This is a genomic window from Phaeocystidibacter marisrubri (genome assembly GCF_008933165.1).
Classification (GTDB): domain Bacteria; phylum Bacteroidota; class Bacteroidia; order Flavobacteriales; family Schleiferiaceae; genus Phaeocystidibacter; species Phaeocystidibacter marisrubri.
The window spans coordinates 606,571-629,211 of sequence record NZ_WBVQ01000002.1; the positions used below are offsets into that span (position 1 = coordinate 606,571).

Consider the following 22,641-nt stretch of genomic DNA (forward strand, 5'->3'; position numbering starts at 1 on the left):
TGCTACTGGCGTAACGGGATGGCAAATGTAAGGCAAAATCCATTTCTGTCAAGTATTGAGCGAAAAAAATTATCACTCACCCAACTTCTTTTTCATCTCGTTTAAGAGCATCAATGCTTCTACTGGAGTTAGCGAATTGATATCCAAAGTTTTAATATCTGATCGCAAATCTTCCAATAAGGGATCGTCCAATTGAAAAAAACTCATCTGCATTTCGCCAGACGCTTTCTCGGTTATAGAATCTCCTCTATCTCTACTTGATTCCAGTATTCCAAGCATTTTTTCAGCCTTGTGAACGACGTATTTGGGCATTCCCGCCATTCCGGCTACGTGAATACCAAAACTGTGCGCACTGCCTCCTGGAACAAGCTTTCGTAAGAAAATCACATCATCATCTAACTCCTTTACCGAGACATTGTAATTAGCAATGCGTTCAAAGGTGTTAGCCATATCGTTCAACTCGTGATAATGCGTAGCAAACAAAGTTTTGGCCTTGGTAGGATGTTCGTGGAGGTATTCAGCAATGGCCCAAGCAATCGAAATCCCGTCGTAGGTACTCGTACCACGACCAATCTCGTCCAACAAGACCAAACTGTTCTCAGAGAGGTTATTTAGGATGCTTGCCGTTTCCGTCATCTCCACCATAAAGGTCGATTCGCCTTCTGATATGTTATCCGATGCTCCTACACGAACAAAGATTTTATCCAACAGGCCAATACTGGCGCTCTTTGCAGGAACAAATGATCCCATCTGAGCAATCAGCGCAATGAGTGCCGTTTGTCGAAGGAGCGCCGACTTACCCGACATATTCGGACCAGTAATCATGATGATCTGCTGCTCCTCGCGATCAAGGTGAACATCGTTGGCCACGTACGATTCGCCTACCTTCAATCTTTGTTCAATCACAGGGTGCCTACCATCCTCAATGTGTAAGTCGGAACCCTCCACCATCTCAGGACGAACATACTTGTGCTTTAGTGCTAAGGTTGAAAACCCAAGAAGGACATCCAATTGAGCGAGTGTATTCGCGTTGATTTTTAAACTCGGGAGATAGCTGGCCGATTCTTGAATCAGCGATTCGTAAATCTTGTATTCCAATGCCAAGCTCCGCTCTTCTGCTCCGAGAATCTTGGACTCATATTCCTTGAGTTCTTCAGTGATATAGCGTTCCGCATTCACAAGCGTTTGCTTGCGAACCCACTCTTCAGGAACTTTGTCTTTGTGTGTGTTGCGAACCTCGAGGTAATATCCAAAAACATTGTTGAAGGCAATCTTCAAGCTCGGAATTCCCGTGCGCTCTTGTTCGCGTTCACAGATCTTGGCCAGGTGATCTCTACCGTTCTTCATCAAGCCTCGAACCTCGTCCAATTCTTCATGAACGCCCTCTCGAATCACTCCGCCCTTCTGTACAGAAACACCGGGTTCATCTTGAATTACCGATGCTATTCTTTCTCGCAAGGCTTCCAGTGGATTCAACTGACTCTTGAAGACCTCTAATGGAGAATCTCCCTGTTCATCAAGTGCAGTGTGAACGGCCTTAATGGCATCCAAACCAATGCCCAGTTGATTTAATTCACGAGGAAGAATGCGTCCCGTAGAGAGTTTACTCACGAGGCGCTCCAAATCATTGACACGCGACAATTCGTCTCGTACATCGTCACTCCACTGAGGATGCTCAGTAAAGAATTCCACCGCATCGTGACGCTGCTTGATCGACTCCATATCCTTCAGCGGAAGTGCTAACCATCGCTTTAAGAGTCGTGCTCCCATAGGAGACACGGTGTGATCCAATATATCGATGAGTGACACTCCTTCTGGACTGTTGCTTTGAAACAATTCTAAGTTCCGAATGGTAAATCGATCCATCCACACATAGTGATCCTCGGCTAAGCGCCCAATGGCAGTAATATGCTCTAACCGATGATGCTCGGTTTCTCTTAAATAATGTAGAGCGGCTCCAGCGGCTACAGTTGCGTCTTCAAGATCCTCAATCCCAAAGCCCTTTAGATTAAGCGTTTGAAAATGCCTCGTAAGGGCTTCCTTCGCTGTTTTAGGCTGAAATACCCAATCTTCTAGTCCATAAGAATAATAGCGTTCACCGTATTCATCGAAGAATGCAGTACGCTTCTGACGATTGTAAAGAACTTCACTCGGAGCTAAACTCTGAAGCAACTTTGCAATGTATTCCGGTCGGCCTTGAGCCACACTAAACTCTCCGGTTGAAACATCAACGAAGGCCACACCATGGGAAGTCTTTCCCATATGAACTGCTGCGAGAAAGTTATTGCTCTTGCTCTTAAGAATCTGATCGTTGAGGGTGACGCCTGGTGTCACCAATTCCGTTACTCCCCTTTTGACGATCGTCTTGGTGGCCTTCGGATCCTCTAATTGATCGCAAATAGCTACCCTGTGGCCCGCCCGTACCAGTTTTGGTAAATACGTGTCCAGAGCGTGGTGTGGAAACCCTGCAAGCTCTATTTCAGATGCCGAACCATTCGCACGTTTGGTCAAAATGATATCCAACGTTTGCGAGGTTTTCACAGCATCCTGACCGAATGTCTCATAAAAGTCTCCTACCCGAAAGAGCAGTAATGCATCTGGATGTTTCGACTTGATTTCGTTGTACTGCCGCATCAGCGGCGTCTCGGATTTATTGCCTGCCAAGACCGATGGGATTTGGGTTACCTTTGCTTTCCTGCGAATATAACAAAAGGCTATGCGTAAGCTTCGAATGTCGGAACTAGAAAGGCTAAATGTTGAAGAATTTCAACGAGCGAACAAACTACCTGTTATAGTAATACTCGACCGTGTGCGAAGTTTACACAATGTAGGGTCAATCTTTCGCACGGCCGATGCCTTTCGGGTAGAGGAAATCCACCTCTGCGGACTAACCGCCACTCCGCCGCATCCTGAAATGGACAAAACGGCCTTAGGAGCAACCGAAAGCGTAGTCTGGAAAGAATTCTCTGAGACCTCAGAAGCAGTTGAAGAAGCTCGTCAAAAAGGGTATGCCGTATTTGCCGTAGAGCAAACCACTGATAGAGTTTGGCTCGACCACTTCGATGCCTCTCAATATTCAGGGGTAGCCATCATCATGGGGCACGAAGTAACGGGTGTTGATGCAGATCTACTTCCTCTCGTAGATGGATGTATTGAGATTCCCCAACTTGGCACGAAACACAGTCTCAACGTATCGGTCAGTGCTGGGATTGTCCTTTGGGAACTCTTCAAGGCATTAAAGAGCAAATTGAAATAAGGTCCAATTGCTGCCGTAATACACGGTTGGCAGAACTGAAATCCACCTAACACATAGGCATAAAAAAAGGGCTCCGAAATTCGGAGCCCTTCTTTGTTATAATCGTTGTGATTACTTCACACGGAATTCAACACGACGGTTTACGTTGTTGTTGCTTCCAGTCTGAGCACCTTCGCCCAAACCAGTTACTGTGAAGCGGTCAGCAGAGATACCGTAGTTGTTTACGAGTGCATCAACAACTGCTTGAGCACGACGCTCAGACAAGTTCAAGTTGTACTTCTCGCTACCTACTGGATCAGCGCGACCAATTACTTCCATTTCAACGCTTTCATCAGCCATCATGATCTTAGCAATAGTAAGGAGACGTTGCTCGTTTGCTGAAGATAGTCTTGCACTGTTGAAGTTGAAGAAGATATCTGGAAGGAATGCATTAGCAGCATCGCCACCCAAACCACCTTTGATCTCACGACCTTGGAAGTTCACCATTTTGCCTTCGGCAGTGTTAGGCTCTTCGTCACGGCTGTTTGGAACACCGTCACCATCGTCATCCAACTCACGACCAGTAGCGTCAACTTGAGCACCACGTGGAGTGAAAGGATCTTGATCGATGTCATCTGGAATACCATCGCGGTCGATATCCATAGCACGACCTGCACCATCAACAGTGTAACCTTCTGGAGTGTTGTCGTCAGCATCCAAGTAATCTGGAACACCGTCGCCGTCTGCATCAGAAGTAAGACCGTCAACTTTATCGCTCAAGTCAGCTACTTCGTTAGAAAGTTCGCTAAGTGGACGAGCGTAAACGATAGGAGCTTTTTCTTCAGTAGCACCGAAGTTGTAAGTAACCCCTACACGCAAAGAGCTAGTGTAGTCTGTTGACTGACCTGAAGTGATGTTATCACTGTTTTCAGAGAACAAGTACATCTGACCCAAGAAGCGCATATCTAGATCCCAAGCTGTATTCAATCTGTATTTTACCAATAGACCACCACGAGCAACTGCTTCATTGTGACGACGACCATCACGATCGAAAATCACATTGTCGTTAGCGTCGTAGTTCGTTGGCAAACCGCTAGTCAATCCAAGACCTGCGTAAGGAATCCAAGCCCACTTGCTTTCGCCAGTGCTCTTAGTGATAAGTGAACTGATGTTCACGTTCAAATCCATAGCGGCCATGATCTCATTCGTAGTAAAATACGTGTTGGTATTTTTACCCGAATAAGTGTTGTATCCAACGCTACCCGTTACACCCAACAAGTGGTTAAACCATTTGCTAGCGTAAAGTGAGGCGCCAAATCCTAGGTTATGTCCGTCTACGTTACTGTCTTCGTAGAAACCTCTAAGGTCACCAGAGAAGTAGTTTAGACCAACGTCAGCACCGGCAGACCAAGTGGAGAACTTGCCAGTGTAAGATTCGTCTTGTGCATTCGTGCTTAGGCTGAGTACACCCGAAGCAATGAGGAGTAAGGAGAACTTTCTCATAATAAAGAAGAGTCAATTAATTCTTCGGTCGAGTTTGATGGTATTAATATGGGCAAAAATAGCAATTAATTGATGGGAATGGCAAAAGTTAGAAAATTAACTTTTGCTTAATCCACCTCAACGACATGTCGTCCGGGTGACCAATTCCACTCAAGTAACTCATCTACAAACCGATGAAAATTGCCATCAAAAGCATAATTATCCGATTGTGGTGTAACCACTAATGTAATCAAATCTTGACGAGCTCTAAAGAAATCGAAATAACCCTTTTCAATTTCTTCGAGATACTTCCTGTCAATGGTGGTTTCATAAGCCCTTCCACGCTTCTCAATATTCAACAACAAGCGCTCGATAGGCTGATGGATGTAAATAACAAGATCTGGGTTCGGGAGGTTGGTATAGAGGAGTTGATGCATCCGCTTATACACTCCGTATTCCGCATGATCTAGCGTTCTTCCCGCAAATATCAACGACTTATATGGCGCGTAATCCGCAAGAATTCTTTCGGCAAACAACTCGGTTTGTTGCACTTCTCTGCTCAGTTGCTGAAAGCGCTCAGCCAAAAAGGACATCTCCAACGGAAATGCATATTTCTCAGGATTGGTATAAAAGGCGGGCAAAAATGGATTGTCTTCAAACTGCTCCAGAACAAGTCGAGCATCCCAACGCTTAGACAATTGCTTAGACAGCGTGGTTTTACCTGCTCCGATATTTCCTTCAATCGCAATGTACCTATACTTCATGCTTCGGCTCTCTCTACTTTAGAAGAATCCTGGCAATCCTTCAACAATTGGTTCTGAGTCAATCCCAATACAGGATGGTGAAATTCTCCCCACTTTTCACAGAGGGGGACTAAAGTAAATCTTCTTTCTGCAATCCTGGGGTGTGGAATCTCTAACGTATCCGATTTCATGACGTTCTGCCCCACGTACAAGATATCCACGTCCATTGGACGATCACTATATCCCTGTCCGCTTCTCACTCGACCCAACTCTCGTTCAATTTCCAAGCAGAATGAAAGCAAGGCATGTACATCGCGAACGGGATTTAGCTCCAAAACGGCATTTAAAAAAGGTGCGCCTTCAAACCCCCAAGCAGGCGATGAATACCAGTGCGAAGAAGCGACTACTCCAAATTCGCGGTCGAGTTCTTCTCGCACATAGGTTCCATTGGAACGAACATCTCCCTGATTCCCTCCAAGTAGAATGAGAACAGGCGAGTTTTTTACAGATGCTGTCGACAACTTTTGCTAATTTTCCGTGTTCTTCAAAACCGAAAGCAAACGCAATTATGAAAACCTTTTTCCAAGCCTACCTCGGCTCTTTAGTCGCAGGAATTACCCTGTTCTTTCTTGGCTTCTTGTTGATTCTCGCCTCCGGAATGGGCTCCAAAGATAACTTCATTCCGAGCGGATCTATCCTCAAAATTGATCTTTCCGGTGTCATGCAAGACCACGTTCCGAACAACGCATTCCCGTTTATGGACGAACTTCTAGGACGAAGCACGGTTCTTTCGATGGAAGACATCATCTTTAATATTGAAAAGGCTGGTCGCGATCCTCAGATTGAAGGGATTTACTTAAACTTCGACTTCTTCACCGCCGGCACGCCACAACTTAGGGAAATTCGCCAAGCATTAGAAGCCTTTAAAGAATCGGGTAAAACCGTTTACGCCTTCGGACAAGTCATTGATCGTCAAGCCTACTACCTCGCTTCAACTGCAGATTCACTCATCCTCTCTCCAGTTGGAGTGATGGAATGGACAGGCATCGCTTCCTCTCAACCTTATCTCAAGGGCGTTTTGGATAAGATTGGGGTAGAAATACAACTCATCCGAGGACGAGACAATGCCTACAAAAGTGCTGGAGAACCTTTTATCGCTACTGAAATGAGCGATTCCAATAGAGCTCAAATCAGTTCGTACATCAACAGCGTTTGGAATGAAATTATAAAGGATGTTGCTGGAGACGGTCGAGTTTCCGAACAAACGCTCAATGACATTGCAGCAACTGGAGGTCTACTCTTTCCTGCGGACGCATTGGATTTGGGATTAATTGATGCCATTGCACATGAAGATGAAGTTCTGGCCTTCTTTGCAGAGGATCCTTCCAATCCCGACTTTGACAATTTGAACTTTGTGTCTTTGGGCAAGTACAAAAACACCATCGTTCCTTCAGAGGGCGGATCACTTCACGAAAGAATCGCAGTGGTTTATGCAGAAGGTGATGTATCCATTGGCAAAAGCTCTTCAGGAGTTATGGGTGCCGAAACCATTATTGAAGCACTTCGAGAGGTTCGCACCAACGACGATATTGCGGCGGTTGTCCTTCGAGTGAACTCTCCAGGCGGACTTTCGCTGGCTGGCGATGCTATGTGGAGAGAGGTGCAACTCACCGCAGAGGCTAAACCTCTCGTGGTTTCCATGGGAAATGTGGCAGCTTCTGCAGGGTACTTGATCTCGGCTCCTGCCGATTACATCATGGTTCAACCACAAACTATCACAGGATCTATTGGTGTATTCGCCATGTTCCCTATTGCGGAAGGCCTTCTTCACGATAAGCTTGGAGTGAACTTTGAAACAGTAGCCACACACGAAATGGCGGGAATGGGTGTTCCCGACCGACCGCTCACGGAAGCAGAATACGCACTCCTTCAAAACAACGTAGATGTGATCTACAACCGATTTAGAGATGCCGTTGCAAGTGGACGAGATATGGACAGAGCTGCCGTAGACAAGCTGGCGAAAGGTCGTGTTTGGACAGGAGTTCAAGCCATTGAAAACGGACTGGCAGATGGCGAAGGTGGACTTGTAGATGCTATTGAAAAAGCAAAAGAGCTAGCGGGAATTGAAGGCCCTGCTCGACGTTCTACCTATCCTCAAGTTCAAGACCCATTAACGGAATGGTTAAACTCCATGCAAGCAACGAGTAAGGTGGAAACGCTCAAGGCTGAAATGGGCCCACTTTATCCACTCTACAACCAGTGGTCAGAACTTCAAAAAATGATGGGCTTTCAACAGCGCTTGGTAGACTACTCCATGCATCAACCTCTTTAATCAACTCCCTTCTATGCACGAGGCTTTAGTGCTTGACAATCAACCCAAATTGCACGCGAGGGCGCAAGGTTTATACCTTCTCCTCGCGGCACTTTTTATTAGTGCATTGATCACTTGTAACATCATTGCCAACAAGTTCATCGCGCTTGATTTATTGGGGAAAACCTTTGTCATTTCTGTAGGTGTACTTCCCTACCCCATTACTTTTCTCATTACGGATATCCTCTCAGAAGTCTACGGAAGAAAGCGAACCAATCACGTTGTTCTAGCTGGATTTGTTGTCAGTCTTTTCGTGCTGTTCATCTTATGGCTAGGTCATATTTTTCCAGCGATTGAGTCATCCCCTGTGAAAGACAGTGCCTACAACACCGTTTTTCAAAACAGCGGAAGAGTGATGATGGCATCGATGGCAGCCTATCTGTCAGCGCAATTGGTAGACATTCGTCTCTTTCATTTTTGGAAGAAAACCACCAAGGGAAAACACCTGTGGATTCGGAACAATTTTAGCACGATCTTCTCTCAGCTAATCGATACCACCCTGGTGGTGGGCATCATCTTTATTGGAACAGAAAGTCAGGCAAATATTCCAGGATACATTGGAGACGGCTGGTTATTTAAAGTAATTTGCGCTGCCTTAGACACTGTCCTGATTTATGCCATCATGTTTGTCATTCGCAAACAGTTTGGCTTGACACACGGTCAGGAAATCAAACTGTAAATGATTAAAAACCTCCTGCACAATTCTCGCTTTTGGGTAGCGGTTAAAATCGTCTTCCTGATTCTCTTTTTGTTCTATATCTACAGCAAGTGGGAGAGCATTTCTACAGAAAACTTAGAAGTCAATTTTCAGAACCTCACGAGCAATTCCTACTTCTACCTCTGGATGCTCGTCTTTGTTGTATTGTTTGGAATAAATTGGTTTACCGATACCCTACTTTGGTACAATGTCGTTCGAAACAAAACCACGATTTCATTCTATCAAGCATTTAAGATCAACCTTGTTTCTCATGCTGTAGGACTTGTTACTCCTGCCAACATTGGAGAGTACGGAATCAAAGCACTTTCATTTACAGAGTTGGGGAAATCTAGACAAAGTCTACTACTCACCTTCTCCTATCGCAGCACAAAGTCTTTTGTAAAACTTGCGGCCGGACTCCTTGCAATGTACATGATCCTTCAATCGTCCTATCCCGTCTGGAGTGTTCTTCTACTGGTTGCCCTGCTCCTTTTGTGTATCGTGTATTGGTTCATGCCCCAACTCTTGGAATGGGTCTATCACCACAAATGGGGTCGATGGATTTTTGGCGACAAAGAAGTGCGCAACTGGCATTTCAAGCGGTCTGAATTTCTAAGAGCAACCATACCCGCATCCGTGCGCTTCTTGAGTTACTCGGCCGAACTGGCCATTCTCGTTGCCCTAGGGACAAAATTGAATTTCTTCAATGCTTTGGTTCGAAGTATCTCAACGTATTCCATCTCCACTTTCATCCCAAGCTTGAGCGTGTTTGACCCAGTTGTAAAAACCTCCGTGGGCGATATGATCTTCACTGGAGAAAATGTAGGAATTGAATGGGTCGGTTTCTGCATCACAACCGTGTGGTTCGCAAATGTGGGATTTCCCTCTTTGATCGGCTACTTGCTTTGGATGAGGATGAAGCCTCAGACATCCAAACGAACGTGACGCCCTTCGTGCGAACGCACATTTAGAACCGAGCCGCTCTTAAAGAGAAGGTACTGACCTCGGATGCCCACAAGGACATCTTCCACCCCTCGATGTTTTTCTAAGTTGATACTTTTCGCCTTGATGGGATACTCTTGAACAGGATACACAATTTGGGTAAGCTCGTCGTTTGAACTCACAAATGAGCGAAACTCCTCAGGAACCCATTGAATGGCTTTTTCCTTTTCCTCTCGCAAATCAATTTCAACATCCTCCCCTTTCACCATGCGTTGCCATGGTGTTTTATCGGACATGTGTTCCTTTAGTGCGACCTCTATCATTCCGGCCTCATATCGATTCTCGGTTTCCGCCAGTACAATGGCTTCAATGGCCCCTTGATCTATCCAACGAGTGGGACGTTGAGCTAATCGAGTGACTCCCACTTTCAATCCAGCGGAATTGGCCAAATAAACCAAGTGAGGTTGAATTTGGTGCTTCTTCTCCCACTCCAAATCTCGATCCTCAACCCCCAAATGCGCCTTGCTCAATTCTGGGCGTAGAATAGAATCACCCGCTTCTGGCTTCGTAAAAAAGCAATCTCTACAAAAGTTCATTCGAAAAACTTCGTGAACGCGCTTGCCGCAAAAACAAGTGATTTCATCCGTATACTCTATCCGAATCCGCTTGCCAATCAAGTCGTTCATGAAGAGAATATCGTCTCCTAATTCCAAATAGTACTTCACCTCATCTTTGAGAGAAGTCTTCATCTTTGCCAAGGGTCCTGTGAAGCGCATAAATTGACTTACATTTACGGAAACAAAGCTAACCAGAATTGATCTTTAATCCAGTAAATAAGGCTATTGCTTGGCAGATGCGCAGAAGATATCGGCACATTGAAGACTTTATGCTTCATCCTACCGAAGTCCAATCGCAACTGCTGTCCAAACTCCTTTCTAAGGCATCCTCCACAGAATGGGGTTCGAAGTACCAATTCTCAAAGCTCAAGACCTATAACGACTTCAGGTCGTCCGTTCCCCTCCAAAACTACGAATCGCTTCAAGCTCACATTGATCGCATTCGTCAAGGAGAGCAGAACGTACTTTGGCCGACTGAAATCAAATGGTTCGCCAAATCATCGGGAACCACTAGTGCCAAAAGCAAGTTTCTACCTGTGAGTCAGGAGGCCATCGAAGAAAACCACTTTAAGGGAGGAAGAGACTTACTGTCCTTTTTCTGTAACAATGTGGATGAGACGAAGATGTTCTCAGGGTATTCCCTTCGATTAGGTGGAAGCACCACATTCAATTCCACCAATCACGAAACCTATTACGGTGATTTATCCGCGGTACTGATTGAGAACCTGCCGTTTTGGGTAGAGATGCGCTCCACTCCCAATCAGGCTATTGCCTTGATGGACGAATGGGAAACGAAGATTGAGAAGATTGTAGATAGTACGATCAAGCAAAACGTCACCAGCTTCTTTGGCGTTCCTTCTTGGATGTTGGTACTCTGTAGACGAGTACTTGAAAAGACAGGAGCAGAAAACCTACTAGAAGTTTGGCCGAATTTAGAACTCTATGCACACGGTGGTGTGAGCTTCACTCCTTATCGAAAGCAGTTTGAAGAACTCATTCCCAAGCCCGATTTCAAATATCTAGAGACCTACAATGCAAGTGAAGGTTTCTTTGCCATTCAAGATTCCTTTGATGCCGATGGAATGTTGCTCATGCTCAACAACGGCATCTTCTACGAGTTTATCCCTATGAATGAATACAAGGGATTGGAGAGTAGAGCAATTCCTATTTGGGAAGTAGAGAAGGATGTGAATTACGCCATGGTAATTACCACCAATGCCGGATTGTGGAGATACGTGATTGGCGACACTGTGAAGTTCACAAGCATTGCTCCTTACCGCATTGCCATTACGGGTAGAACCAAACTCTTCATCAATGCTTTTGGAGAGGAGCTCATCATCGATAATGCCGAAAAGGCCGTTCAAGAAGCTTGTTTGAAGACGGACGCAGAAGTGCGTGAGTTTACCGCAGCTCCATTTTACATGGCTGGCAGCGACTCTGGTGCTCACGAGTGGATTATCGAATTCTCAAGGCGACCGAAAAGCTTAGAGGATTTTGAAACGATATTGGACGATAGCTTACGCGCTTTGAATTCCGATTACGAAGCGAAGCGTCATAAAAATATGGCCCTTAAAGCGCCTATAGTACACGAAGCAAAACAAGAACTCTTCCATCATTGGTTGAAGCAAAAAGGCAAGCTAGGAGGTCAGCATAAAGTACCACGCCTTGCCAACGACCGAGATCTAATCGAAGAACTACTAGAGCTGAATAGATAAGCTCCGCTTGCGTCAAAATCCGTACTTTAGCTCGCCATTAAAATGGGTTCTAACGACTGAAATAAAGTAGGATGCACATTGCCATTGCCGGTAACATCGGCTCAGGAAAAACAACCCTCACCGGGATGCTTGCCAAGCATTACAATTGGGAAGCCCATTACGAAGACGTAGAGGAAAATCCATATTTGGACGACTTCTATACAGAGATGCAACGCTGGTCTTTCAACCTTCAGATTTACTTCCTCAACTCGAGATTTCGTCAAGTTGTTGATATCCGCAATGAGGATAAGAAGGTGGTTCAAGATAGAACGATCTACGAGGACGCATACATCTTCGCTCCCAACTTGCACGCCATGGGACTGATGACCTCCAGAGACTTCGACAACTACATGTCGCTCTTCCACTTGATGGAATCATTCCTTCAGCCACCAGATCTACTCATCTATTTGAGGGCTTCAATTCCCACATTGGTAGATCAGATTCAGAAGAGAGGTCGCCAGTACGAAAACAACATTCGCATTGACTACTTAAATCGACTCAATGAACGCTATGAGGCTTGGATTTCCAGCTACAATCGGGGAAAGTTATTAGTGATTGATATCGACAAGAACCGTTTCCCTGACAACCCAGAAGATTTGGGCGAAATCATCAACAAAATAGACGCGGAGATCAACGGCTTATTCTGATTAATCGCGATTTCACTGCATAAAAAAACCCTGACCTTTCGGCCAGGGTTTTTGCTTTATAGCGATTGGAATTACATGTCAATTCTTCCGGAGATCACTCCTTTGTCATTCACCATAAATTCCATCTTAACCGTGGTGGTTGAATTGCGCATTTCAAGCAATCCTTTAGCCTCACCTTTATTCTTGTCGAAATGATAAACATCACAAGTAACGCCATGAACGCCTGCCATCGCTGTTAATGGAGCTAGCTCTCTTTCGTCAAACATAAGGTTAACGAGCACAGGTCTGCCGTTCATCACCATCACTTCACCACCTTTAACATGGATTTCAGCGGATCCTTCTGTTCCGTGAAACATCATTACTGAAGCATCGCTGATGGTAACAGCAGTCTCTTCTTGAACCTTCTCAAACTGATAAGGAACAGCTCCCCCTATGGTAGGTAGAGATGAAGCAGAAGAATGACCACCACCATCTACATGGATGTGTGGAGCGATAATCAAAGCTACAATAGAAGTAAGCTTAATGAGGATGTTCATTGACGGTCCAGAAGTATCTTTGAATGGATCACCAACGGTATCACCGGTTACAGAAGCCTTGTGAGGGTCTGAACCTTTGTACTCCATCTTTCCTTCAATCTCTACTCCTTTTTCAAAGGACTTCTTCGCGTTATCCCATGCACCACCGGCGTTGTTCTGGAACATACCCATCAACACACCTGATACCGTGATACCGGCCAACAATCCACCAAGAGCTTCAGGACCAAAGAGGAAACCAACTAGAGCCGGAGACACAATAGCCAAAGCACCTGGGGCAATCATTTCGCGAATGGAAGCACGTGTAGAAATCTCCACACACTTCTCATATTCTGGCTTTGCCGTTCCTTCCATGATACCTGGAATTTCTTTGAACTGGCGACGAACTTCTTTCACCATATCCATGGCTGCTCTACCTACTGCGGCAATTGCCAATGATGAGAATATGAATGGAATCATTCCCCCAACAAACAACATCGCCAACACTTCGGCTTTGTAGATATCAATGCTGTTGATGCCTGCCAAACCAACATACGCTGCAAATAGAGCAAGCGCTGTAAGAGCTGCAGAAGCAATAGCGAAACCTTTACCTGTTGCAGCGGTAGTATTACCCACGGCGTCGAGGTTGTCGGTACGATCGCGAACTTCACCAGGAAGACCGCTCATTTCAGCAATACCACCTGCATTATCAGCAATAGGACCGAAGGCATCAATTGCCAACTGCATAGCTGTAGTTGCCATCATACCCGCCGCAGCGATAGCCACACCGTAAAGTCCTGCAAAAGCAAATGATCCGTAAATACCAGCTGCCAACACGAGAATTGGAAGCACCGTAGATTCCATACCAATAGCCAAACCTCCAATGATGTTTGTCGCGTGACCAGTTCCAGATTGCTTTACAATACTCATTACCGGACGACGCCCCATAGCGGTATAATATTCCGTGATGATGGACATCAAGGCACCTACTACAAGTCCTACCATAATGGCATAGAATACATCGAGGTTCGAAAACTCCAATCCTGAACGATCGAACACCATAGTTTCAGGAAGCATATAGGTCACAATAAAGTAAGAGGCGATAGCTGTAAGAATCATCGACCCCCAGTTGCCTTTGTTCAAGGCAGCTTGTACACTGTCGTTCTCACCCTTCACTTTCACGAAGAGCATTCCGATAATGGAGAATATGATTCCCAAACCGGCAATAACCATTGGAAGCAAGATGGGCGATTGACCACCAAAATCATCATGGTTAGCTGTAATTTCTCTACCCAATACCATGGTAGCAAGGATCGTTGCAACATACGAACCGAAAAGATCGGCACCCATACCTGCAACGTCACCTACGTTATCGCCCACGTTGTCTGCAATGGTTGCAGGGTTACGCGGATCATCTTCAGGAATTCCCGCTTCTACTTTACCTACAAGGTCAGCACCTACGTCGGCTGCCTTGGTGTAAATACCACCACCTACACGAGCAAAAAGCGCGATAGATTCAGCACCTAGAGAGAAACCTGCTAGAACTTCTAGAGCGGTTTCCATATCATCATACATACCTGAGAAAAGGATAAACAAAATACCCAAGCCAAGTACAGCAAGACCTGCAACGCCCAATCCCATTACCGAACCTCCTGTGAAGGAAACTTTTAGAGCTTGTGCTAAGCTCGTGCGAGCCGCTTGCGTGGTACGTACATTTGATTTTGTGGCGATGTTCATTCCAATCCAACCTGCAAATGCAGAGAAGAAAGCACCAATGATGAATGCAACGGCAATCACCCAGTCTGAGTGCTCTACCAATTCGCCAGACCATGCCAACAAAACGGCTGCCGCCGCGGCGAAGATGCTCAATACACGCCATTCCGCTTTCAGGAAGGCCAAGGCTCCTCGGGCAATATGGCCCGCCAGTTCTTGCATCGTTTCATCACCTGCATCTTGTTTATTTACCCAAATCGCTTTAACGATCATCACAACTAGGCCAATTACGCCGAGCAGTGGAACCAGGTACATCGTGGAATCTTCCATGGTAGTTTAGTTCAGTTCTTTATAGATTGATATTCCTTAAAAAAAAGAAAGCCCCGGTGTTTTCACCGGGGCCTAAATATACATTATGAATTGTTACATTCTGCAATTAACACATGGCAATCAGTCCATGTACATCACTGAACGTATGGCTTTAACCACTTTTTCTGTATTTGGTAAAAACGCCTCCAGAAGGGTTGGAGCATAAGCCGCCGGAGTATCTGCGGTATTCACACGAATAACCGGAGCATCCAAGAAATCAAATGCGCGTTTTTGAACCATGTAACTGATTTCTGTACTGATATTACCCAATGGCCAAGCTTCTTCCACAATCACCAATCGGTTTGTCTTCTTCACAGATTCAATGACAGTATCATAATCGATAGGTCGTACAGTTCTCAAGTCGATCAACTCTACTTCAACACCGTCTTTCGCCATTTCGTCAGCAGCAGATTGAGCCACTTTCAAAATCTTTCCGAAAGAAACTACAGTTACATCTGATCCGCTGCGCTTGATATCGGCAACACCCAATGGCAAAGTGTACTCCTCTTCTGGAACTTCACCTTTATCGCCATACATCTGCTCACTTTCCATGAACAAAACCGGATCATTATCGCGGATAGCTGATTTCAACAACCCCTTCGCATCGTAAGGATTAGCGGGTACCACTACTTTCAAACCCGGACAGTTTGCATACCAACTCTCAAACGCTTGAGAGTGCGTAGCGGCGAGCTGACCTGCAGAAGCCGTTGGTCCACGGAACGTAATTGGCACGTTGAACTGACCTCCGCTCATCTGGCGAATCTTCGCAGCATTGTTGATGATTTGATCAATAGCCACCATGGAGAAGTTCCAGGTCATGAACTCTACAATTGGACGCAAACCGCCCATGGCTGCACCCACACCAATTCCGGCAAAGCCCAATTCGGCAATAGGGGTATCAATCACTCGCTTTGGACCGAACTCGTCGAGCATTCCTTTGGAAGCTTTGTAAGCTCCATTGTATTCCGCCACTTCTTCACCCATCAACAGGATGTTCTCGTCTTGGCGCATCTCTTCGCTCATGGCCTCAGCCACAGCTTCGCGAAATTGAATCGTTCTCATAGTTATCTTATCTGCGGAGCGCAAATTTATATAAAAAGGCTTGATGAATCGCCTATCTGAGTAGCATCATCGTTCCCGATTTAACGACAGGCTCTTTTGGCCCCGTCCACCGCCTGTAACTCAGGACATAAGAATAGATTCCCTGTGGACAATTCTCACCATTAAAGGTACCATCCCAGCGCTCGTTGGCGTCTTCGGAATAAAACACCCGATTGCCCCATCTATCCATCACCACAAATTCGTAGTACCTAAAATAGCATCGGGTAAATACGCCCGTTTGATCGTTTACCCGATCCAGATTCGGTGTAAAGGTGTTCGGAATATCGATTCTACAATCACAATCAATAAAGTCAAAAGTGACGGTATCTGTAGCAATAAAACACTCGTTTTCAATCTGAACCCAATACGTTCCAGGCTGATTAAACACACTGTTTGATGAGCTTCTACTTCCATCCCACCACAGATAACTTCCTACAGTAGGATTAAACCTCCAGCTTCGCTCTTGTCCCAAACACAAGGTACTGTCCGGACCTAAATCGGCATTTAATCTCGGAATCACCTGAACGGCAAACTGATCGCGATGCGAGCAAATTCCATAGGTGGTTTCCAAACGGTAAATCCCCTTCTCCCAAATTTGAATCGCTCGAGTTGTATCTCCTCGCTTCCATTCGTATTTCACACCGGGAAGCGGACATTCTATAGTAATGGTATCACCCTGACAAATTGTGGTATCCGTGAATCCGAAATCGAATTCAGGAACGCTATCCAAGGTGACATAAATGGTATCGCTGCTCTTGCAACCTCGGTAATCCATCTCCACCCAATACTTCCCCGATTGATTGATAAAGCGACCATCCGCGGTAGACCCATTGTCCCATAGATAGGTTGCATCCTGCAAGAATCGAACGGACAATCGGTACTGACCATTTGCGCAAATAGCCAGTGAATCATCCATTCCAGGCAAGAATCGGAATTGGTGAATGGGATAATATTCCTCGCGCCATCTCCTCCCATTATCACTTTCATTCTGCATCTCATATCCACAGGAGGTCAATGGCTCAGTTCGGAAATAAAAGGAATCTACCTGACGATCGCGGGACATCAGAAATGTACAGTTCTGACAATCTGAAGTGGTCGGATCCAAAACGATTCTCACATCGAATCGGGCGTTGGTATCGGTAGACCAAACACCTAGAATTCCTTCCGCGTATTGAATACTATCTGGCAAACCGGCTTGAACAGCAGGGCGTCCAGTAGACATATATATATGCATCCCTTCATTGGGGGCTATATTCATATTGGTCAAGATGATGGAATCAGCCACTAATTCACCTGCCAGCTCGTTGCCGGGGAAGGAATTCGTGTACAAGTATTCACTCTTATCTCCCAATGGAGCCGTACTCAACTTATATCGCTGCGAAGTAATACTCGCTTCGTAAGGGAGTGAATGGATTCCGCACACATCGGTCAAACCGTTCGGAACCATTGAATTGAAGTTGTAATTCAACACCAAACCATTCACACACCCCACTCGAGTACACATGTTCGCTCGAATGTCATTCTCGGTTTTAGCCACACTCCAAATTCGGAATTCATCCAATTGAGCGGGCAAGTAGTAATGTTCACCCGTTCCCCAAGCACCTACAATAAATGGTTCATCCGCTCCTTCTACAGGTCCCGGCGGCAAATCCGTTCTCGGATTGGTGGAATTCTGCAAAATTCCATTGACATACATCTGCATCCCTGATTGAGGATGGAGAACAAAGGCCATGTGGTACCAGATATCCGCTTCCCAACGCGACTTATCACTGGCAATGGAATAGCCAGCTGCCGGGCCATTATAATCTCCAATAGTCCAGATCACCTGTCCATTATCCACATAAATTAAAAACCTCCCACCCCAGGTGGTACTGACGTCATACTTATCTTTTACAACAATTGGAATGGGTTGACTCAACGTAGCATCCCATGTTGAATTCGGCTTAATCCAAAAACTGAGAGTCTTGAAATTATCGGTAGCTCCACTCGGTATCTCGAAGTGGACATTTTGACCTCCGGCACGCATGTTTAATGCGTAATCTTGCCCTTCCATTTGCCAACAGAAGAGCACCCCAAATAGGACGATGGTGAGTAGTTTGAGTCGCATGCAAACGTAAATGTAAGAATATGAAGACATACCACCACACTACTTTCTGCAAGGTGTTAGGCATGAATATTAAATTGGTTTGAAAATCTGCGCGTTCATCGGGTATTTTTTAGTTATTTTTGGCAGGAAAGAAGTTTCAAGTTGAAAAAGGCTCTATATGAAGATATTAGTTTGTATTAGTCACGTTCCGGACACCACGTCCAAGATTAACTTTGTGAACGACAATACGGAATTCGACACCAATGGTGTTCAATTCATCATCAACCCATACGACGAGTTTGGTCTAACCAAGGCCATCCAGTTGAAAGAGGCAAATGGCGGCACGGTAACCGCAATCAATGTTGGCGACGCTACCACCGAACCTACACTTCGTAAAGCACTGGCTATTGGCGCAGACGATGCCATTCGCGTAAATGCCAATCCAACCGACGCATATTTCGTTGCTGAGCAGCTCGCTGCTGTGGCGAAAGATGGCGGTTACGACTTGATTATTTGTGGTCAAGAATCCATCGATTACAACGGAGGTCAAGTTGGAGGTATGCTTGCAGCCCTTCTCGATCTTCCATTTGCCAGCCCTTGTGTTGGTTTGGATATTGACGGTTCTACAGCCACTGTTCTTCGCGAAATTGATGGCGGAAAAGAGAAGAGTACTATGTCACTTCCTATCGTCCTTGGAGGTAAAAAAGGATTGGTGGAAGAAAAGGATCTCCGCATTCCAAACATGCGTGGCATCATGACGGCTCGTACAAAGCCATTGGCAACGGTTGAAGCCGTTTCTGCCGATGCGCGTACAACGGCTGTGAAATTTGAAAAGCCTGCAGCGAAGGCCGCTGTGAAATTGGTTGATTCAGCAGAAGAGCTAGTTCAACTACTACACAACGAAGCAAAAGCGATTTAATCCGTCTGGTACGGACAACATAAAATACTACGGAAATGGCAGTTATTGTATTTGCTGAATCCTGGGAAGGAAAATTTAAGAAAATCACCAACGAAGCAGTTAGCTACGCACACGGTCTAGCCGAAGCGGAAGGCACAAATGTCATCGCAGTTGCTGTAGGCGCACTTGAAAGCGACCCTGCCGAATTGGGAAAATATGGCGCAAGTGAAGTTGTTACCGTTGAAGGGGACGCATTTGCTTCATTTAATGCCTCAGTTTGGGCCACTGCAATTGCAGAAGTAGCCGAAGCTAAAGGTGCAAAACACATCGTTCTTAGCGGAACGAACAACGGCAAGATGATTGGCCCAATGTTGAGCGTTAAAGCAGGTGCATCATACATCAGCAACGCGATTGATATCCCAAGCAACTTTGCTCCTTTCACTGTTCGCAGAAATGCATTCTCCAACAAAGGCTTGGTAGATTACCAAACCAACGCAGAAAAAGTGGTTGTGAGCATTGTACCCAACGCATTGGGAGTTAAAGAAACAGGCGGAAGCGCTTCGGTTTCTTCTCACTCCAGCTCCGCTGCTGCTGACTCACGTGTTAACGTAATTGACGTAGATCGCGTGAAAGGCAAAATTCCACTTCCAGAAGCTGACCTAGTGGTAAGTGCTGGTAGAGGTATGAAAGCTCCAGAGAACTGGACCATGATTGAAGAACTCGCTGATGTTCTTGGCGCTGGTACCGCATGTTCTAAGCCAGTTAGTGATATTGGATGGCGTCCTCACAGCGAGCACGTTGGACAAACTGGTATTCAAATTAACCCTTCACTGTACATTGCAGTTGGTATTTCCGGCGCAATTCAACACCTTGCAGGTGTAAGTGGATCAAAAACAATTGTGGTAATCAACAACGACCCAGAAGCTCCTTTCTTCAAAGCAGCGGATTACGGTATTGTTGGCGACGCTTTTGAAGTTGTTCCAAAGTTGACAGAAGCACTTAAAAGCTTCAAAGCCAACCAGTAAGGAATGCACAAAATACTGTTGACGATTAAAGGTCTATCGTACAGCGAAAGACAAACAGGCGCTTACGCACTCATTCTCGCTGAAGAGAATGGCGTGCGTAAGCTACCTATCGTCATAGGTGGATTTGAAGCCCAAGCCATTGCCATTGCATTGGAAAAAATGGTTTCACCTCCTCGCCCATTGACTCATGACCTTTTCAAGAACTTCGCAGAATCGTATGGCATCGGCGTAACCGAAATTGTGATTCACAAGATCAAGGACGGGGTTTTCTATGCCAATCTTCACTGTATCAAAGACGGAAAAACAGAAATTCTAGATGCACGTCCTTCCGACGCCGTAGCCATTGCCATCCGCTTTGATTGCCCTATTTACACGACAGAAGAAGTACTCCAATCGGCCGGATTGATCCTCCAAGAGGAAGAATCCAAAACTGCAGAAGCTCAATCTACCTCTACCCCTCCACAAGAAGCGGAAAAGCCAAAGGGTGAAAATCCGCTTGAATCTGCGAGTTTGAAAAAACTCAACGAAATGATGGAGAAGGCTGTAAATAGTGAAGACTATGAATTGGCCGCTCGGATTCGAGATGAAATAGACCGACGAGAATCCAAATAACCTAATCTAGGCCTTATGCGATTTAAGTTCATCGCACTCATTGCTATTGTCTTCACCTCGGCCATTTTTGTCACTGGCATTATTGTGGGCGACAATAAAAAACTGGAGACTCCTGAGGCAGTTGCACCACCCACACTTTCCGGTAAATACGGGTTTGAAGGAATTCGAAGCACGAGTGGAAATTCTTTGCTTCCCGTAACAGAGAGTGATTCTTTAGTCATTCGCGAAGATTCTTCATTCTCCTATTTCCTCGCCTCAAAAAACAACTTGCTGGCCCAGGGTACTTGGGAAGCAAGTGAAGGTCAGTTGGTGTTTCACTACACACAACCTTCTGACACAACACGATTTTACGAAGTAACCGCACTTTCAGATAGCATTCTTGCCATTCGCGAAGGAAGTGTTCAGTTCTCGTTTCAACGCATCATCCCTAAGAAACCCTTTATCACCTCAACGAAAATTGAATTCGCATTTTCCATCAACCACATCGGGCGAGGGATGATGGGACTTATGCTCCTGGTGATCATTGGCTATATCTTCTCGAAAGACAAGCGAAATATCAAGTGGAAGCAGATTGGAATCGGATTGCTTTTTCAATTGGTCATTGCATTTGGAGTGCTTCACGTGAAAGCCGTTCAAACCGGTATTGATGCCGTTAGTAAACTGTTCGTCAAGCTACTCGGCTTCACCTATGAAGGCTCTTTGTTCCTCTTCGGATCTCTTGTTCAGAATACCGACAGCTTCGGATACATCTTTGCCTTCCAAGTCTTGCCTACCGTAATTTTCTTCTCTGCACTTACGAGCTTGTTGTATTACTATGGCATCCTCCAGAAGGTTGTTTACGCCTTTGCCTGGGTGATGCGGAGAACCATGGGACTCAGCGGTGCGGAGAGTTTGGCTGCCGCTGGTAACATCTTTTTAGGTCAAACAGAAGCTCCCTTGCTTGTTAAACCCTACATCACGGGTATGACAAAGAGCGAATTGCTTTGCTTGATGAGTGGAGGAATGGCAACCATTGCGGGTGGTGTTCTCGCGGCTTTCATCACTTTTTTAGGAGATGGAAACCCAGCACAAGAACTCTATTTCGCCAAGCACTTGTTGGCCGCCTCAGTGATGTCAGCTCCTGCCGCTATTATCTCTGCAAAACTTCTCGTACCAGAGACAAAGGAGGTGAACACTGACATGAAGATCAGCGAAAATAAGATTGGCTCCAATTGGTTAGAGGCTATTTCAAACGGAACAACCGATGGCTTGAAACTGGCGATTAACGTAGGCGCAATGCTTCTCGTCTTCACCGCTTTCATTTACATGTTTAACTCCTTCCTAGGCGATTTCTTGGGAGATGTAACGGGTTGGAACGGTAAGATTGCCGAGTTCTCAAACGGTCAGTACAAAGAGCTTTCTCTTCAATTCATTTTGGGCTACACCCTTTCGCCTCTCACTTGGTTGATGGGGGTAGATGGCGCCGACACCCTAGCAGTGGGTCAATTACTTGGAGAGAAAACCATCCTAAATGAATTTTACGCCTACACCACCATGGGCAACATGATTCACAGTGGTGCCTTCCTCGAATCTCGAAGCGCAATGATTGCCACGTACATCTTATGTGGATTTGCAAACTTCGCGAGCATCGGAATCCAAATTGGCGGTATCGGCTCACTTGCCCCAAGCAGAAGAGGCGAACTTAGCAAACTAGGACTACGCGCACTTCTCGCCGGAACCATGGCTTCGTTATTTACAGCAGCGATAGTGGGGATGTTGACGTAGTGCTCAAGACTATCACTAGGTTAATTTCGCGTGAATAACTAACCTTTTCCTAACGCGACTCACCTACCCTATT

At 45.7% G+C, this 22,641-nt stretch carries 18 protein-coding genes; 10 read left to right on the forward strand and 8 right to left on the reverse strand.

Annotated features, from left to right (window positions below):
- Nucleotides 1-72: 72 nt before the first annotated feature.
- The gene (gene mutS / locus F8C82_RS10100) at nucleotides 73-2,634 is read right to left on the reverse strand and encodes a DNA mismatch repair protein MutS (RefSeq protein ID WP_151694079.1); all 2,562 of its coding nucleotides are present in this window, start codon (nucleotides 2,632-2,634) and stop codon (nucleotides 73-75) included.
- 82 nt (nucleotides 2,635-2,716) lie between these two features.
- On the opposite strand from mutS, the gene F8C82_RS10105 reads away from it, so the two are divergent.
- The gene (locus tag F8C82_RS10105) at nucleotides 2,717-3,256 is read left to right on the forward strand and encodes an RNA methyltransferase (RefSeq protein WP_151693466.1); all 540 of its coding nucleotides are present in this window, start codon (nucleotides 2,717-2,719) and stop codon (nucleotides 3,254-3,256) included.
- Between the two features lie 111 nt (nucleotides 3,257-3,367).
- On the opposite strand, the gene F8C82_RS10110 is transcribed toward F8C82_RS10105, so the two are convergent.
- The 3 genes from F8C82_RS10110 to folK all read right to left on the reverse strand — a co-directional run bounded on the left by F8C82_RS10110 (nucleotide 3,368) and on the right by folK (nucleotide 5,981).
- A complete protein-coding gene (locus tag F8C82_RS10110; RefSeq protein ID WP_151693467.1) occupies nucleotides 3,368-4,738 on the reverse strand; it encodes an OmpA family protein in 1,371 nt (456 codons plus the stop codon).
- A 107-nt stretch (nucleotides 4,739-4,845) separates the two neighbouring features.
- Nucleotides 4,846-5,481 (reverse strand): deoxynucleoside kinase, encoded by a 636-nt coding sequence (locus tag F8C82_RS10115; protein WP_151693468.1) that lies wholly within the window; start codon nucleotides 5,479-5,481, stop codon nucleotides 4,846-4,848.
- On the reverse strand, nucleotides 5,478-5,981 hold the full coding sequence (gene folK / locus F8C82_RS10120; RefSeq protein ID WP_151693469.1) for a 2-amino-4-hydroxy-6-hydroxymethyldihydropteridine diphosphokinase: 504 nt from the start codon (nucleotides 5,979-5,981) through the stop codon (nucleotides 5,478-5,480). Before folK ends, F8C82_RS10115 begins: the two co-directional genes overlap by 4 nt.
- 47 nt (nucleotides 5,982-6,028) lie before the next feature.
- On the opposite strand from folK, the gene sppA reads away from it, so the two are divergent.
- From sppA to F8C82_RS10135, 3 genes are read left to right on the forward strand one after another with little or no spacing between them, the layout of a single operon-like run.
- Nucleotides 6,029-7,792, forward strand: coding sequence for a signal peptide peptidase SppA (sppA, locus tag F8C82_RS10125; RefSeq protein WP_170266221.1), 1,764 nt, complete (start codon nucleotides 6,029-6,031; stop codon nucleotides 7,790-7,792).
- Nucleotides 7,793-7,805: 13 nt separating this feature from the next.
- Entirely contained in the window at nucleotides 7,806-8,510 is a 705-nt protein-coding gene (locus F8C82_RS10130) for a queuosine precursor transporter (protein ID WP_151693471.1), read from the forward strand.
- Nucleotides 8,511-9,473, forward strand: coding sequence for a hypothetical protein (locus F8C82_RS10135; protein ID WP_151693472.1), 963 nt, complete (start codon nucleotides 8,511-8,513; stop codon nucleotides 9,471-9,473).
- Here F8C82_RS10135 and F8C82_RS10140 read toward each other — a convergent pair.
- Nucleotides 9,452-10,219: a DUF2797 domain-containing protein gene (locus tag F8C82_RS10140; protein WP_223279534.1), complete on the reverse strand. Its 768-nt coding sequence runs from the start codon at nucleotides 10,217-10,219 to the stop codon at nucleotides 9,452-9,454. The two genes, F8C82_RS10135 and F8C82_RS10140, sit on opposite strands and share 22 nt — an antisense overlap.
- A 104-nt stretch (nucleotides 10,220-10,323) precedes the next feature.
- On the opposite strand from F8C82_RS10140, the gene F8C82_RS10145 reads away from it, so the two are divergent.
- Together F8C82_RS10145 and F8C82_RS10150 are read left to right on the forward strand one after the other, a co-directional pair.
- On the forward strand, nucleotides 10,324-11,802 hold the full coding sequence (locus F8C82_RS10145; protein ID WP_151693474.1) for a GH3 auxin-responsive promoter family protein: 1,479 nt from the start codon (nucleotides 10,324-10,326) through the stop codon (nucleotides 11,800-11,802).
- A 71-nt stretch (nucleotides 11,803-11,873) separates the two neighbouring features.
- Nucleotides 11,874-12,488, forward strand: a complete 615-nt coding sequence (locus F8C82_RS10150; RefSeq protein WP_151693475.1) for a deoxynucleoside kinase — start codon at nucleotides 11,874-11,876, stop codon at nucleotides 12,486-12,488.
- Between the two features lie 71 nt (nucleotides 12,489-12,559).
- On the opposite strand, the gene F8C82_RS10155 is transcribed toward F8C82_RS10150, so the two are convergent.
- The 3 genes from F8C82_RS10155 to F8C82_RS10165 form a co-directional block, all read right to left on the reverse strand.
- The gene (locus F8C82_RS10155) at nucleotides 12,560-15,043 is read right to left on the reverse strand and encodes a sodium-translocating pyrophosphatase (protein ID WP_223279535.1); all 2,484 of its coding nucleotides are present in this window, start codon (nucleotides 15,041-15,043) and stop codon (nucleotides 12,560-12,562) included.
- Nucleotides 15,044-15,163: 120 nt separating this feature from the next.
- Nucleotides 15,164-16,144: a pyruvate dehydrogenase complex E1 component subunit beta gene (locus F8C82_RS10160; RefSeq protein ID WP_151693476.1), complete on the reverse strand. Its 981-nt coding sequence runs from the start codon at nucleotides 16,142-16,144 to the stop codon at nucleotides 15,164-15,166.
- A 52-nt stretch (nucleotides 16,145-16,196) separates the two neighbouring features.
- Nucleotides 16,197-18,290, reverse strand: coding sequence for a LamG-like jellyroll fold domain-containing protein (locus F8C82_RS10165; protein ID WP_170266222.1), 2,094 nt, complete (start codon nucleotides 18,288-18,290; stop codon nucleotides 16,197-16,199).
- Between the two features lie 157 nt (nucleotides 18,291-18,447).
- Here F8C82_RS10165 and F8C82_RS10170 point away from each other — a divergent pair, with 157 nt between their 5' ends.
- The 4 genes from F8C82_RS10170 to F8C82_RS10185 are packed head-to-tail and all read left to right on the forward strand — an operon-like array spanning nucleotide 18,448 to nucleotide 22,568.
- Nucleotides 18,448-19,188, forward strand: coding sequence for an electron transfer flavoprotein subunit beta/FixA family protein (locus tag F8C82_RS10170; RefSeq protein ID WP_151693478.1), 741 nt, complete (start codon nucleotides 18,448-18,450; stop codon nucleotides 19,186-19,188).
- Nucleotides 19,189-19,223: 35 nt separating this feature from the next.
- Nucleotides 19,224-20,192 carry an electron transfer flavoprotein subunit alpha/FixB family protein gene (locus tag F8C82_RS10175; RefSeq protein WP_151693479.1) on the forward strand — a complete coding sequence of 323 codons (969 nt, stop codon included), beginning with the start codon at nucleotides 19,224-19,226 and terminating at the stop codon, nucleotides 20,190-20,192.
- Between the two features lie 3 nt (nucleotides 20,193-20,195).
- Nucleotides 20,196-20,804 carry a bifunctional nuclease family protein gene (locus tag F8C82_RS10180; RefSeq protein WP_151693480.1) on the forward strand — a complete coding sequence of 203 codons (609 nt, stop codon included), beginning with the start codon at nucleotides 20,196-20,198 and terminating at the stop codon, nucleotides 20,802-20,804.
- Nucleotides 20,805-20,819: 15 nt separating this feature from the next.
- Nucleotides 20,820-22,568: a NupC/NupG family nucleoside CNT transporter gene (locus tag F8C82_RS10185; RefSeq protein ID WP_151693481.1), complete on the forward strand. Its 1,749-nt coding sequence runs from the start codon at nucleotides 20,820-20,822 to the stop codon at nucleotides 22,566-22,568.
- Nucleotides 22,569-22,641: the final 73 nt, after the last annotated feature.